Origin of the sequence: Herpetosiphon sp. NSE202 (assembly GCF_042688385.1) — a bacterium.
Taxonomy (GTDB): Bacteria; Chloroflexota; Chloroflexia; order Chloroflexales; family Herpetosiphonaceae; genus Herpetosiphon.
In genome coordinates this window covers 96465-110289 of the sequence record NZ_JBHUPY010000012.1, presented here as the reverse complement: position 1 = coordinate 110289, position 13825 = coordinate 96465, and the positions used below count along the sequence as shown (strand labels likewise).

The 13825-nt window shown below is 51.0% G+C and carries 11 protein-coding genes and 1 tRNA gene; 7 read left to right on the top strand and 5 right to left on the bottom strand.

Features of this window, described 5'->3' with window-relative positions; all coding sequences use genetic code 11:
* Positions 1-167 precede the first annotated feature (167 nt).
* The 3 genes from ACFMKP_RS14950 to ACFMKP_RS14940 are packed head-to-tail and all read left to right on the top strand — an operon-like array spanning position 168 to position 4113.
* Entirely contained in the window at positions 168-2096 is a 1929-nt protein-coding gene (locus tag ACFMKP_RS14950) for an efflux RND transporter periplasmic adaptor subunit (protein WP_382292750.1), read from the top strand.
* Positions 2096-2773 carry an ABC transporter ATP-binding protein gene (locus tag ACFMKP_RS14945; RefSeq protein WP_382292749.1) on the top strand — a complete coding sequence of 226 codons (678 nt, stop codon included), beginning with the start codon at positions 2096-2098 and terminating at the stop codon, positions 2771-2773. The genes ACFMKP_RS14950 and ACFMKP_RS14945 overlap by 1 nt, the downstream gene beginning before the upstream one ends.
* An 11-nt stretch (positions 2774-2784) precedes the next feature.
* Positions 2785-4113 (top strand): ABC transporter permease, encoded by a 1329-nt coding sequence (locus ACFMKP_RS14940; protein WP_382292748.1) that lies wholly within the window; start codon positions 2785-2787, stop codon positions 4111-4113.
* A 254-nt stretch (positions 4114-4367) separates the two neighbouring features.
* Here the strand turns inward: ACFMKP_RS14940 and ACFMKP_RS14935 are convergent, their stop codons facing one another.
* Positions 4368-6950, bottom strand: coding sequence for a LuxR C-terminal-related transcriptional regulator (locus ACFMKP_RS14935; RefSeq protein WP_382292747.1), 2583 nt, complete (start codon positions 6948-6950; stop codon positions 4368-4370).
* A 137-nt stretch (positions 6951-7087) separates the two neighbouring features.
* Here ACFMKP_RS14935 and ACFMKP_RS14930 point away from each other — a divergent pair, with 137 nt between their 5' ends.
* The 4 genes from ACFMKP_RS14930 to ACFMKP_RS14915 all read left to right on the top strand — a co-directional run bounded on the left by ACFMKP_RS14930 (position 7088) and on the right by ACFMKP_RS14915 (position 10217).
* A complete protein-coding gene (locus ACFMKP_RS14930; RefSeq protein WP_382292746.1) occupies positions 7088-8974 on the top strand; it encodes an alpha/beta hydrolase family protein in 1887 nt (628 codons plus the stop codon).
* A 258-nt stretch (positions 8975-9232) separates the two neighbouring features.
* Positions 9233-9308: transfer RNA gene (locus tag ACFMKP_RS14925), tRNA-Ile, on the top strand.
* Positions 9309-9570: 262 nt separating this feature from the next.
* On the top strand, positions 9571-9996 hold the full coding sequence (locus ACFMKP_RS14920) for a hypothetical protein (protein ID WP_382292745.1): 426 nt from the start codon (positions 9571-9573) through the stop codon (positions 9994-9996).
* Positions 9993-10217 carry a helix-turn-helix transcriptional regulator gene (locus ACFMKP_RS14915; protein ID WP_054533175.1) on the top strand — a complete coding sequence of 75 codons (225 nt, stop codon included), beginning with the start codon at positions 9993-9995 and terminating at the stop codon, positions 10215-10217. The genes ACFMKP_RS14920 and ACFMKP_RS14915 overlap by 4 nt, the downstream gene beginning before the upstream one ends.
* A gap of 50 nt (positions 10218-10267) precedes the next feature.
* Here the strand turns inward: ACFMKP_RS14915 and ACFMKP_RS14910 are convergent, their stop codons facing one another.
* From ACFMKP_RS14910 to ACFMKP_RS14895, 4 genes are read right to left on the bottom strand one after another with little or no spacing between them, the layout of a single operon-like run.
* Complete coding sequence (locus tag ACFMKP_RS14910) at positions 10268-11866, bottom strand: hypothetical protein (protein ID WP_382292744.1); 1599 nt, start codon at positions 11864-11866, stop codon at positions 10268-10270.
* A 24-nt stretch (positions 11867-11890) separates the two neighbouring features.
* On the bottom strand, positions 11891-12274 hold the full coding sequence (locus tag ACFMKP_RS14905; RefSeq protein ID WP_382292743.1) for an HIT family protein: 384 nt from the start codon (positions 12272-12274) through the stop codon (positions 11891-11893).
* A complete protein-coding gene (locus ACFMKP_RS14900; protein ID WP_382292742.1) occupies positions 12271-12948 on the bottom strand; it encodes a HEAT repeat domain-containing protein in 678 nt (225 codons plus the stop codon). Before ACFMKP_RS14900 ends, ACFMKP_RS14905 begins: the two co-directional genes overlap by 4 nt.
* Positions 12949-12951: 3 nt before the next feature.
* On the bottom strand, positions 12952-13812 hold the full coding sequence (locus ACFMKP_RS14895) for an SDR family oxidoreductase (RefSeq protein ID WP_382292741.1): 861 nt from the start codon (positions 13810-13812) through the stop codon (positions 12952-12954).
* Positions 13813-13825 lie beyond the last annotated feature (13 nt).

Below are 13825 nucleotides of genomic sequence, written 5' to 3'. Positions count from 1 at the left end.
CGCCACGGCTTGTTGATTACTCCCCAAGCGCATCCACGTGCTCAGCAAGAAATTCCATTTACAGCTACAGCATAATTTTTGAATTGACATAATTTGATTGCGATGATGATCAAGTTTGATCGTTGCGCTAGCTGCTTAATTCAAATTGCCCAATAAGGAGCGTTCCCATGGCTGAATCAAGCTCAGCACAGCCCAAAAAACGTGGCTACAAATGGTTTGTGATTGGCGGAGGGGTGATTTTAGTTTTGGTCTTGCTGCCGTTTGTACTTGGCGGCAAGAATTCTGCGACTGTCTCGGCCAGCACCACCACGACTATCCAACGTGGCCGCTTGGTTTCGTCGGTGCTTGGGAGTGGTACGATCAACCCCAAGCAAAGCCTTGATCTGAGCTTTCAGACCACGGGAATCGTCAGCACGGTCTTGGTGAGCGAAGGTCAAAATGTGGTTGCAGGCCAAATTCTGGCTGAGCTTGATGATCGCAATTTGGCATTAAGTGTGCTTTCGGCAGAAGCCAATTTACAAAGCGCCCAAGCCCGTTTGCGCCAAACCGAAGAGGGCAATGCCCGACCAGAAGATTTAGCGGCCTCGCAAGCAAGCGTTGATAACGCCAAGGCCAATTTGCAAAAAACCGTAACTGGTAATACCACCGCTGCCGATATTGCTGCCGCCCAAGCGAGCGTTGCCAATGCAGAAGCCCAATTGCGCAAGGCCAAAAATGGCACTGCCACGCCTGCCGATTTGGCCAATGCTGAAGCCTCGGTGCGTTCTGCCCAAGCCAAACTCGACGATCTGCGCGCTGGACCAAAACCAGAAAAAGTCTCAAGTGCCCAGGCCACGCTTGATCAAGCCAAATCAAGCCTAGAGCAAGTTAAATCCGATGCCTCGAAGGCCAAAACCCAAGCTGGGCTTGACCGCGATACAGCGGCAAATGCGGTGCGCAACGCCCAAACCAGCCTTAGCCAAATCTATTGGGAAACCCACGATGAAGCTGGCAATTGGAAGAAAAAGCCCGACGATGCTGGCTATCAAAACGATGTTGATCGCTATACCAATGCCCAGCGCGATGAGCAAGATGCCCAAACCAAGCTCAACGCCGCCCAATTAGCCTACGATAACGCTGTTACCCAAGAAGGCTTGGATATTGCCAACGCCGAGGCCAAAGTGCGCGATGCTGAGGTGCAATTGCAAACGGTTTTGAAGGGCGCGACGGCACTCGAAATTACTCAGGCAGAGGCTGCGCTCGACCAAGCCAAGGCCAATTTGGATAAACTCAAGCAAGGCGGCACGGTCGATGATGTGGCAGCAGCCCAAGCCAACCTTGACCAGGCCAAAGCCAATTTGCGTAAATTGACCCAAGGTGGCACGGCGGCTGATGTGGCTGCGGCGCAAGCCAATGTTGATCAAGCTGAAGCCAATCGCGATAAACTCACCGCGCCGCCAACCGATACCGATTTGGCAATTCAAGCGGCGGCGGTTTCGCAAAGCGAACAAGCGTTGAAGCAAGCCCAATTGCAACGTGATAATGCGACCTTGCGCGCCCCGTTTGCTGGCGTAATCACCTCAGTTTCGATTGTGCCAGGTGGCTCGTCGAGCGGCGTAGTGATGCACATTCTTGATCGCAGCAACCTCTATGTTGAACTCAACTTGAGCGAAACCGATGTTGCCTTGGTTGCATTAAATCAAAAAGTTGAATTAACGATTGACGCGCTTGATACGTGGAGCGCCGAAGGCACGGTCAGTTATATTTCGCCAGTTGCTGAAGTTTCGAATGGCGTGGTGATTTATCGGGTCAAAATCAGTGTGCCCAGCAACGATCCGCTGGTTAAAATTGGCATGACGGTCAATACCAATATTATTCTCAGCGAAAAAAGCGATGTTTTGTTGGTGCCCAATTCAGCCTTGTTGCCCAAAGGTAGCGGGCGGGCGGTGCAAGTGCCCGATGGTGCTGGCGTGCGCGAAGTCGATGTCGTAACGGGGATTAGCGATGGCTCGTTTACCGAGGTACTGAGCGGCCTAAACGCAGGCGATACGATTATTGCCGTGCCAACCGCAGCCTCGGATAGCGGCAGCCGTGGCTTGTTCGGCGGAGGCCGCTAATGATTAGCTTGCGCGATATTCACAAAACCTACCAAATGGGCGATGTGCTGGTGGCGGCGCTGCAAGGCGTGAGTTTCAGCATCGACAAAGGCGATTTTGTGGCGATTATGGGGCCAAGCGGCAGCGGCAAAAGTACCGTTATGAACTTGATCGGCTGCTTGGATACGTCAACCTCGGGCGAATATGTGCTCGATGGTGTGGCGGTGGATCAGCTTTCGAGCAATGATTTGGCGCTGGTGCGCGGGCAAAAATTGGGCTTTATTTTTCAGCAATACAATCTCTTGCCGCGCCAATCGGCTTTGCGCAATGTCGAAATGCCCATGATTTATCGTGGCGTTTCGGGGGCTGAACGCCAACGTCGGGCTTTGGCAGCACTGAATCTGGTTGGGATGGGCCAGCGCGTTGATCACCGCCCGAACGAATTGAGCGGCGGCCAGCAACAACGGGTGGCGATTGCGCGCGCTTTGGCTGGCAGCCCCTCGGTTATTCTGGCCGACGAACCAACTGGCGCGTTGGATAGCAAAACCAGCAGCGAAATTATGGAATTGCTGCGGCGTTTGAATCGTGAGCAAGGAATTACGGTTGTGCTTGTGACCCACGAACACGATGTAGCGGCCTATGCGGCGCGGGTGCTGACCATGCGCGATGGCCAGTTAATCGGCGATCAGCGTAACTAAAGGATGCAACGATGACAACGCTTGATGTGCATGCTGCCCCTGAATCGACCCCAGTTGCTGCCGATAGTATTTTGTTTCAGCCGATTGCTGCCAGTTCGAGTGGCTTTGGTAGCCTCTGGGAAGTTGTGCGAATTTCGTTTGGTAGCTTGCTGGCGAATAAAGTACGCTCGTTGTTGACGATGCTGGGCGTGATTATTGGCGTGGCTTCGGTGGTTTCGCTCTTGGCGCTGGGCAATGGTGCGAGCGCTTCGATTACTGGCGAAATTGAAGCGATTGGCACCAATATTCTGACAATTTCTGCTGGCTCGCAAAATCGCGGGCCTGGCAATGCAACCGCTGCCCAAAACCTGACGATGGACGATGCCAAAGCGATTGAGGCCTTGCAATTGCCAGTGATTGGCGTGGCTCCGCAGCTGAATTCAAGTGCGCAAATCGTAGCCAAATCTGCTGATAAAAATGCCCAGATTATTGGCATTACGCCAGCTTTTCAAGTGGTCAATAATTTGACCATGCAGCAAGGCAGTTTTATTAGCGATGAGCATTTGCAAGGCGCAAATACGGTGATTGTGCTTGGCTCAACCCTGGCCAAAGATTTATTTGGTAATGGCCAAGCCTTAGGCCAAACGGTCCGGATCAATAACCAAACATTGCGTGTCGTTGGCGTGCTCACGCCGCAAGGTGGTAGTGCCTTTGGCTCGGAAGACGATCGGGCCTATATTCCAATTACTACTGCTCAAAAGCGTTTGTTCAATGCCCGCACGCCTGATGGCAACGGCTATCGGGTTGGTTCGATTACGCTTTCTGCGATTAATGCCAGCGATCTTGATGGCTTGCAATCGCGGGTGAGCATGCTGCTGCGTGAACGCCATCACCTTAAACTCGATGGCAGCGCTGATGATTTTAATGTGATCAACCAAGCTGAAATTTTGGGTACGCTCAACACTATCACCTCGATGATGACCCTGTTTTTGGCGGCTGTTGCAGGCATTTCGCTGCTGGTCGGCGGGATTGGAATTATGAACATTATGCTGGTGAGTGTGACCGAGCGCACCCGTGAAATTGGCTTGCGCAAAGCGGTGGGCGCACGCAGCCATCATATTTTGATGCAATTTGTGGTCGAGGCCGCAGTTTTGAGTATGACTGGCGGCATGATTGGGCTGATGCTTGGCAGCATTATTCCGATTGTGGTAACCCAACTTGGCGTGCTTGATGCGCCGATTGATGTGCAAACCGTGGGCGTGGCCATTGGCTTCTCGCTGGGCGTTGGCTTGTTCTTCGGAATTTATCCAGCTCAACGCGCCGCAAAACTTAATCCAATTGATGCCTTGCGCCATGAATAGATCCCCTCACCCCAACCCCTCTCCCATCCGATGCGCGAGGGGCTTTAATTCCATGGTTTTGCGGAATTCGTGGTGAAAACCCAAGGCTCCCCCTCGCCCGCATCCAGTGGGCGAGGGGGTTGGGGGTGAGGGAACGCTCCACCGCCGACCAATCGCTCAAAACCGACCCTTGAAAGGAGGGGGCTGGGGGATGAGGTAACCCACCACACATCAATTGCTCAAAACCGACCCTTGAAAGGCTGGGGGTGAGGGAATCAATCAATCAAGCCTTGCTCGCGGGCCTTAACGATTGCTGCTGTACGATTGTGCACATCGAGCTTGAGATACAAATTGCTAATATGGCGCTTGAGCGTACTTTCGGCAATCACCAAGGCTTCAGCAATCGCCCGATTGCCCAAACCAGCTGCTAAGTAGCGCAAAATCTCATGCTCGCGCGGCGTTATCGCCAAATCATCGGTATCAAGCCGATTATGGTGCAGCAAGCGCACAACCATTGGGCTGCTTGGCAATTGTTGTAACAACGGAATTAAGCCAGCATGTAAATCAAGCAAGGGCTGAATAATCGACTCTGGCTCGGCGATTGCCAAGGCATGCTGCAATTGGCCAATTGCCTTGGGCAGCTGACCCTGACGGGCTAAAACCATGGCAATAGTTGCATGAATGCTAATCAACAACGGTACATAATTGATGCGCTGGGCAGTTGCCAACGCTTTATCAAGCAACTCATTGGCCTGATCGAACTGGCCTTGGCGCAAGGCCAACAAGCCACCAAGCCATTGATTGCTCGGATTATTAATTTCCTCTTGGTTCGTGTTAATCAGGGCTAGCCATTGAGCTGCTTGGCTCAAATCATGTTGCTCGATTGCAATCAAGCAGCGGGTTTGTTGAATAATCAGCCGCACCTTTTCGCTCTCTTGGCCGATTGCTTGCTCCTCAAGTTGTTGCAGCGCTTGCAAGGCTTGGGGATACTCGTTGAGCGATTGCAAAATTGCCACGCGCTGGGCTTGGGCAACGCACCACATATAGCGATTATCCATGGCTTTGCTGTTGGTGAGGCTTTGCTCAGTCGCGGCCATGGCTTCGGGTAATTGATTGCGCTGATGATAAATGCGGGCAAGCATCCAATGCATGCCAGCCATAAACGGGCGTGGCGCTGGCAAAGCTTGCGATTGTTCGATCAAGCTCAGACACAATTGCTCAGCGCGATTAAAATGGCCTAAATCGGCCAACAAGCCTGCCCGATTGACCGCGCCGACGGTTGATAAAAAGCGACTGTTGATTGTTTGGCCCAAGGTTTCGGTTTGCTGATAGAACATTTCTGCTTGCTCGGCATCACCTTGAAAATGGGCGACGACCGCCAAACAAAAGGTCATCACGCCCTGAATTACTGGATCGTTGCTGGTATTGAGCCGCTTGGCTTGTTCGCCCCACAAGGTTGCTTGCTCCAATTTAGAGGTAATTGTGGCGGCTAATGCGCCCAAGGCCAAGGCTTCCGCCGCCAAGGGATTTGGCTCGCTGCTATCAACTAATTGGCTAATCCGTTCGATATAACCTTGAACGCCTTCGCCATTGCGCAGCGTAATCAAAATCCACATTTGGGCAATGCACAAGCGTGGCTCATTCCAAATCACATGGGTTGGCAGTTGATCAAGCCATGGTCGCAAGGTATAAAATGCTGCTTCGCGCACAAATTGGCCAACCCAAGGCGCAAGAATGTTGGCGGCCAATTGATGGGCTTGGGCTTGCAACGCATAATGCATCGCATCGTGAATATAATGCTGCTCGCCACACCATTGGGCTGCTAGCGCTAAAACATTGTTGCGTAGCGCTGGCTCAACCAAGCTGGCGTGATGCAGCAGAAAATCGCGAAACAGCGGGTGCAATTGCCACCACTCTTGATCAAGCGCCCCAATAAACAATTGGCGCTCGACAATCGCCTCAAGCTGGCTTGGGCCGAGCGCTAAGGCTTGTTGAATAAACTCGGCCAGCGAACGATTAAAACGCTCTAGTGGAGCCAAGGCCAACAAGGTTTGCTGAATTGGCGTAGGTTGTTGCTGAAACACTTCTTCCAGCAAATAGACGCTAATATCGCTGGCTTGGCCCGAGTTAAGCGCACGCAGGCCTTGTTCTGGGCTGGGAGCTTCGGATAAGGCTAAGGCTGCGAGCTGTAATCCGGCAATCCAGCCAGCGCTTTGTTGCAAGACTTGGCTTTCGACGTGCTGATTGAGCCGCATATGCATGACTTCGCGCAAAAACTCGCCGCCTTCGTTATCGGTAAAGCGCAAATCGTTTACGCCAAGCGTGGTGAGCCAATTGCGGGCGCGCCAACGGGCTAAAGGCAAGCTTGGCTGTTGGCGACACGTCAATAAAATGTGTAATTGTGGCGGGCAATGCTCAATCAAGGTGCTGATGGCTTCATGAATCACTGGATGATCGATCATTTGATAATCATCGAGCACCAGCACCCACTGCTCGCTTTGCTCGTGCAGTTCGTTAATCAGGGTTGTGATCAAATTAATCACGACCTGATGGCCCATCATTTCGAGCCATTGCCAATTGAATTGCGGCAATTGGGCCTGAAAACCACGTTGCACATATTGGGCAAAGCGCAATGGATCATTATCGTGATCATTGAGGGTGAGCCAAACGTTGCGGGTTTGATTGTTGGCGTGCAACCAGGCGCTGACTAAAGTTGTTTTGCCAAAGCCTGCTGGCGCGCTAATCAAGGTAAGCCGTTGTTTACGCCCATGGTCAAGCCGTTGATATAACCGCGAACGCTTGACGACTCGTTCACGCGGTGGCGGGACAACTAATTTGGTTTGAATGAGTTGGAGCATATGAAAATCCCTCAACACGTGTCTTTTAGTCTACCATAGCCAACTACACCTTGTGGCTACACCTTTTGAATGAAGCTTGATTGCTGTGATTTCTCTACAATAGGGTCAAACTTGCTGTTACCAAGGAGATAAAAGAAATGCCGCGCATCGAAGCCCTACTTGCCGCCCGTCAATTTGTTGTGCCTCAACGCTCGGGCGAGTATTTGTATTTTATTAGCGATTTGAATGGTCGCTTGAGTTTGTATCGCATGCTGCTGACTGGTAGCGTGCCCGAGCCACTGTTGCCACCAAATATTGCCTTGCAAACGCCGCACCATATGGATGGCAAATCGTTCGTGGTGCTGGCTGAATATAATCAAATTGTGGTTATGATTGATCAAGATGGCGATGAAAATTATCAGCCAATGCGCATTCCCCTCACTGGTGGCTTCCCTGAGCTGATTTTCGGCGATCAATTTGCCGGAATGCAAACCACCATTGCCAAAATCGATCTTAAAACTGGGATTGGCTATTTGACGGCTAGTTCACGCACGCGGCCTGAGTTTAGCGGCTACCAAATTAATGTGCTTGAAAGTAGCGCAACCTTACTCTCCACTGCCGCTGAAGGTCCATTCTATGCCACTTCTTCGCCCGATCAACAAACGATTTTGACCATCGATGCCTATGGCATTGGCGATACGGTGGTCTATCGCCAGCAGCTGGGCAGCACCGAGCGCACAGTTATTTTTGGCACGCCCATCGAGCAGCGCACAACCACAATCGAGCCAAATGGCATGGGTTTTGCCGAATGGGTCAACGCTGATTATGCCTTATTTAGCACCAGTTTATTTGATGATTGCTATAGTTTGGCCTTGTTGCGGCTTGATGGCTCGCAAAGCTTAGATTCTGTAGCAATTGAAGGCTTGGTGCATACCGGCCAAGGCGAGTTTGATCATTTGACCAAGCTCAGCGAGCAACGCTATCTGATTGGCTACAACATCGATGGCTGTTCGTGGTGCTACGAAGCTGAGCTTGATCTCGCAAACAAGCGCATGCTGGTTACTAAAGTATTGTGTGGTCAAGCGCCGCTCGACAATGGCGTTTTGGAATCGATTGCCTATGATTCAGATAGCGATAGCTTTGCACTTTCGTTCTCGACCGCCATCGCTCCAACCCAAATTTACACGATCAACTCCAATCAAGAGCTGCAACAACATACCAACGAACGGGTTTTAGGCATTCCAGTCGAGCATTTATCAGCTGGCGAAGATGCCTCGTTCAACTCGCACGATGGCTTGCGTATTTCCGCGCGATTGTATCGCCCAGCTCCAGCCTTGGGCTACGAAGGCCCGCGCCCATTGGTCTATTACATTCATGGCGGCCCGCAAGGCCAAGAACGACCTGATTTTGCGTGGTTCTCGATGCCATTGATTCAATTTTTGGCCTTGAAGGGCTTTGCAGTGTTTGTGCCGAATGTGCGCGGCAGCAGCGGCTATGGCTTTAATTATATGAACCAAGTTACCCACGATTGGGGCGGCCAGGATCGGCTTGATCATGTGCATGCTATGACCAAAGTGCTTGCCAACGATCCCTTGATCGATACCAAACGCGCTGGAGTAATGGGCCGTTCGTATGGTGGCTTTATGACCTTAACCTTGGTCGGTCGCCATCCAGAGCTTTGGAAAGCAGGGATCGATATGTTTGGGCCGTATGATTTGCACACCTTCTCGGCCCGTGTGCCCGAAACCTGGAAGGCTTACATGGCAACCCAAGTTGGCGACCCTGTGACCGAATCGGATTTCTTGGTCGAGCGCTCGCCAAAAACCTACATTCACAATTTGGCCTGCCCCTTGTTGGTAACCCAAGGAGCCAACGATCCACGGGTAATCGAGCAAGAATCGCGCGAAGTCGTCCACGAGTTACAAGCTCTGGGCAAAAATGTCGATTATTTGTTGTTCAATGATGAAGGCCACGATGTGCTGAAATATGCCAACAAAGTGACCTGCTACAACCGTATCATCGACTTTTTTAGCCAATATCTGTAGAAGTAGGGGCAGGGATCAGGGGGCAGTATGACCAATGACTAGCATGCCCTCACCCCAACCCCGCCCAGCAGGCGAGGGGCTTTCATTCCGTGGTTCTTCGGCAATTCGTGAAACGGTCGGCTCCCCCTCGCCCGCGTTTTCGTGGGAGAGGGGGCTGGGGGGTGAGGGCATGTTCAAACCCATGCCTCATATTGGTTAATGATTAGAGACTGCTGCACCAAGCTTGCAAAAATATGGTACTATACACTCCGGTGAGAAGGGCCATTAGCTCAACGGTTAGAGCACGCGGCTCATACCCGCTTGGTTGGGGGTTCGAATCCCTCATGGCCCACCATCAAACCCTCGCTCACCAAATTCCCCAATTCAAGCACCAATTAAAAATTATTCCCCTAACATTTAGATGTAGCTTTTTGCCAGCAAAACTATACCAGAAGGATTAGTTTATTATATTTTTGCTATAAAAACGTCCTATTCAAATCTTCCCCCTAGGTGGCGTTCTTTGATGTTATATATTCTATACATATTGACAAAAGTAATTTACATGATGTATAGTATTTTTAACATCAATCAATTGAACTAGCTTGGAGGAGTGTTCGATGGCGTACCGTGAAAAAACCGCGTGGCTCTCGTTGATTGCGTTGGCAGTGGCATTTGGGCCTTATTTTGCGCTTACAGTAATTTCGCCACCCGATAATACATTGCCTAATTTGAGCCAACTAGGCTTTTTTGGCATTGCCAGCGTGATTCGCATGCTGATTCTTGGCGGTGGCTATTTATATTTACGCCACAATTCGCCCAAGGCCGATCGCATGCCGCTCGACGAGCGCGATCGGGCGATCTCTCAGCGTTCAATTACTGCTGCCTACTATGTGTTAATGGCTGGCATGCTTATCGTAGGCATGATTATGCCGTTCAATCAAAGCGGCTGGACCTTGGTCAATAGCGCTTTGTTGATGATCGTGCTTGCAGAGGTTGTGTGTGGCAGCATTGTTGTGCTGAGCTATCGCTGGCAGCGGGCATGAAAGCAACGCTTGTCAATCGAATTCGCCTATTGCGCTTTCAGCATGGCGAAATGTCGCAGGCTGAACTTGGCCAATATATCGGCGTAACTCGCCAAACAATTGCCGCCATCGAGGCTGGCAAATATTCACCATCGCTTGAGGCAGCGTTTCGCATCGCCTATGTGTTCAAGGTTCCCTTGGAAGAGGTTTTTCAGTGGGAAGTTGACGAGCAAGCTGATTAATTAACCATGCAGCACCCTCAGTTTTTTACAAGGGTGCTGCGTTTTTAGCCCTATTGTTGGGTTAAGAAAATTGGCGCACCAGTAAGTTGAAGATTGTTGCCGCTAATGCTGCTGCTTGCACCATTCCACGTTACTTTGCTGTAGGTTCCGCTCAGGTTGATGCTTGCGCTGGCAGTTTCGTTACGATCAAGCGTGGTTTTGGCCCAAAGCACGTAGCGCACTTGGTTGTTTTTGCGAAAGGCTGCACCATCGATGGTCGTGGGCAAATTGAGCGCTGTGGTGGCTGCTACATCGTAGCGCCAGCCATACAGCTGATTATAGGTTGTGCGGTTGGCAATGCCTTCACTTGTCATAATTTGATTATTTGGCGCATCACGTTTGAGATTTTCGTAAAATCCCATTAGTTGGTATTCATCTTGGGCGCTTGCATAATCTGCGCCCTCACCAGTTGCAAACCAATAGATTTGCAAAATGCCAAGCTGCTGGCCTTTGACAATCGCCTTAATTAGATAATTACGCTGAATTTCTTCGCCGCCTGCATAATTATTGAAGGCCTTGCGCGAAACATTGGTTTCAGTGATGATACTTGGCTTACGGGGAAAGATTGTGCCATTGTAATTGCGATTAATCAAGGTTTGGTTCATTCCATGATATTGATCTTGGAAAACTTGGCTCATACGATCGCTATGGCGCACATAGACAAAGCCACCAGCGTTATTATCCCAATAAGAGCCACTATACTGTGGATAAATATGGTAACTCAGAGCATCAAAATAAGCCCCGCCAGTTAATGGATATTGGCTGGTAATTTTGCCAGTATCAGGATTATCACTATAACGCAGCAATGCATCCAAAAATGAGGCATAGCCAATGCCACCTGGGGCAACATAGCTGTCAGGATCAGTTTTTTTGATCACGGTGTAGGCAATACGCAATAAACGAATATAATTATAAATTGGCGCATTCAGATTTGGTAATTCATTCGGGGTTGGTGCGCTATCCCACCAGCTACCACCGCTTGCTCCTGGGCTAGCATAGGCTCTAGCGCTGCCAGTATAATCTGGCTCGTTAATAATTTCGTAGAAGCGCATATATTTGCCATACGTGCTGGCAATTTGCCATGCATAGACTGCAAATTTATTTGCATCATTAACTGGCGTGCCATTCTCTCCATTATCCCAAATTGGCTCGTACATGCCTTGCCAAAGCTTGCTCTGCACCGGTGTGCCATTGCTACTGAAATAGCTGGCCGGATCGCGCCATGCCGCCCGTGGCTCGCCTAAAAAGACCGTGTTTTCGCGAAAATTAAGCGTTGTGGAAATATACTCAAAAACTGGAACCCGAATTGTTGCGCCCCATTGGCCAATAAAACTATCGGGCAGCGAAGCTCGCGCGCTGTGTGCGCCAGCATCAGCGCCAATTGCATAAATTTTCTGGTCATCCCAGCCGTTGCCATAGTAGCCAGGGTTTAGCCCAAATTGAAAAAGTGCCGAATAACTTGGTACAAACATGTTTGCCGTAAACTCGGAATTGCCCATTACAACTGGTAAATAGGTGCTGCTTGGGGGCAAATAATTCGCCCCAAGACTTGAAACCGATCCCAAGAGCAAGCAAACGAGCGCGAATCGCCGCAAGGCATGCAGAGACATACAACCTCCTGAAGGTGTTGGTTGTTAATTGTCGAAACGCTTGGTAGCAGTTGGTTTGAGGTTGAAGTGGACAGCGCCATTAACTGGCTCATTGGTTAGGCGTGGAATAATGTGCATATGAACGTGCTGAATCGCCACGCCAGTAACCTCGCCACAATTCCAGCCAATCGTATAGCCAAAGGGTTTATGGCTGATGTTGATGAAAATTTTGACGAGGTTGAGCATGTCTTGCATCGCATCCCATTCGTCGAGATTCATTTCGTGGCGGGTTTCGCAATGGCGTTTGGGAATAATCACGCCCGAACCAGCGAGGACTTTATCGGGCTGTTGCAGAAAGCGGCAAAAGTGATTTTCGAGCATGGTTTCGATTTCGAGGGTGGCGGGATCGCAAAATGGGCAAGCATTCATGGCGTTTCCTCATCCGCTTCTTCTTCGTTTGATTTCAACATGTCGCCAAGCCGCATTAAGGCTTCGATCAAACTGTGGTCGTGGGGTTTTTCGGCTTCTTCCAAGGCGCGAACCATGCCCTCACGCACCGATGTACCCCAAGTTGTTTCAACCCGTGGGTCTTCGTGGAGCAGCGCTTCTTGCAAATGGGTGATTGAATCGGGCACGTGCAGCGCGGCTAAGGCCACGGCAGCTTCGTAACGCACATCGCTATCGGGGTGGCGCAAGGCCAGCACCAAGGCATGAAACGCCCGTGGATCGCCAATTTTGCCCAGCGAGCGAGCAGCCCGCGCGGCAATTTCGGGGTCGAAATCGGTTAATGCAATTAATAAGTGATTGAATACTCGCGCCTGGCCAATTACGCCTAAAATGCGAATTGCCTCGATGCGCAATTGGCGATTTTTTTGCTCCATCAGGTCGAGCAAGGAGGGCACGGCGGCAGCGCCAATTACGCCCAGCGTCCATGCAGCGCGCATGCGAATTTCGCGCTGTGGCGAGCGTAATAGTGGAATCAAAAATGGCACGGCTGGCTCGCCAAATAACCCAAGGGTAAATGCCGCCTGCGACCGCACAAACTCATCGGTGTGTTGCAAATCGGCGACTAATTGAACGATCGATTCAGGTGTGCGCTCCATGCGTCACCTCCTTGTGACATCATCAATGCTTCGAAGAATAGTGCTAAGTTGCGATTGGGTTGCGCGATTATCAACGACAACCCGCGATGGGCGACGTAAGCCACTGGCGCTTGTGCTGCCAGCGGGCAAACCCGTGGAATCAATGCCATTCCACGCGAGCAAGGCTTGGCCAAGCTCAAATCGACTGAGAATTTGTGGGCCTACAAGGTGAAATATACCATAAAGCCTTGGTTTTTGTGCAAGTTCCAGCAAGGCTTGGGCTACATCTTCAACAAAGACAGGGCAACGCATTTCATCGGTAAATAGTACGCCATCACGCTCGCCGCGTAACATCGCCAAGGCCATGGTGGTGTTGGGGTCAAGCGGGTTTTGGCCATACAACAGCGAGGTGCGGGCAATCGCTGCCGCAGGATTTAACGCTGCCACCAGCGCCTCGCCTGCTGCCTTCGACGCGCCATAGGGATGAATCGGGGCTGGCACATCGCTTTCAGTATATGCCGCATCGCGCCCACCCCAAACTGCATCCGATGAAACATGCACAAATCGGGCATGCTGCTGCGCCGCCCAAGCTGCCAGCGTGGCTGTGGCCTGCACATTAACTGCCCACAAAGCCTCGTTGGTCATAGCTGCGCCCATAGCTGGCGTGACCGCCGCAGTATGAATAATTGCGCTTGGCTGAATGCGATCAAGCAGGGCTTGCAGTTGGGCTTGATTCTCCAAATCGCAGGCTACATGCTCGCCTGCTAGCGCTGGGCTGCGCCAACTCTGGCTATATATTTTATCCCAAATTGTTGTCTGCTGAGCAAAATAAGCAACTCGCTGGCCGAGGTAGCCCGATGCTCCGGTGATTAACAAGCGATTCATTGCCCTACCATTG

Coding starts and splice junctions, on each gene's coding strand:
- ACFMKP_RS14920 (WP_382292745.1), top strand. CDS start 9,571: ATGGCGTACCGTGAAAAAACCGCGTGGCTCTCGTTGATTGCGTTGGCA.
- ACFMKP_RS14935 (WP_382292747.1), bottom strand. CDS start 6,950: ATGCTCCAACTCATTCAAACCAAATTAGTTGTCCCGCCACCGCGTGAA.
- ACFMKP_RS14950 (WP_382292750.1), top strand. CDS start 168: ATGGCTGAATCAAGCTCAGCACAGCCCAAAAAACGTGGCTACAAATGG.
- ACFMKP_RS14910 (WP_382292744.1), bottom strand. CDS start 11,866: ATGTCTCTGCATGCCTTGCGGCGATTCGCGCTCGTTTGCTTGCTCTTG.
- ACFMKP_RS14905 (WP_382292743.1), bottom strand. CDS start 12,274: ATGAATGCTTGCCCATTTTGCGATCCCGCCACCCTCGAAATCGAAACC.
- ACFMKP_RS14895 (WP_382292741.1), bottom strand. CDS start 13,812: ATGAATCGCTTGTTAATCACCGGAGCATCGGGCTACCTCGGCCAGCGA.
- ACFMKP_RS14940 (WP_382292748.1), top strand. CDS start 2,785: ATGACAACGCTTGATGTGCATGCTGCCCCTGAATCGACCCCAGTTGCT.
- ACFMKP_RS14900 (WP_382292742.1), bottom strand. CDS start 12,948: ATGGAGCGCACACCTGAATCGATCGTTCAATTAGTCGCCGATTTGCAA.
- ACFMKP_RS14930 (WP_382292746.1), top strand. CDS start 7,088: ATGCCGCGCATCGAAGCCCTACTTGCCGCCCGTCAATTTGTTGTGCCT.
- ACFMKP_RS14945 (WP_382292749.1), top strand. CDS start 2,096: ATGATTAGCTTGCGCGATATTCACAAAACCTACCAAATGGGCGATGTG.
- ACFMKP_RS14915 (WP_054533175.1), top strand. CDS start 9,993: ATGAAAGCAACGCTTGTCAATCGAATTCGCCTATTGCGCTTTCAGCAT.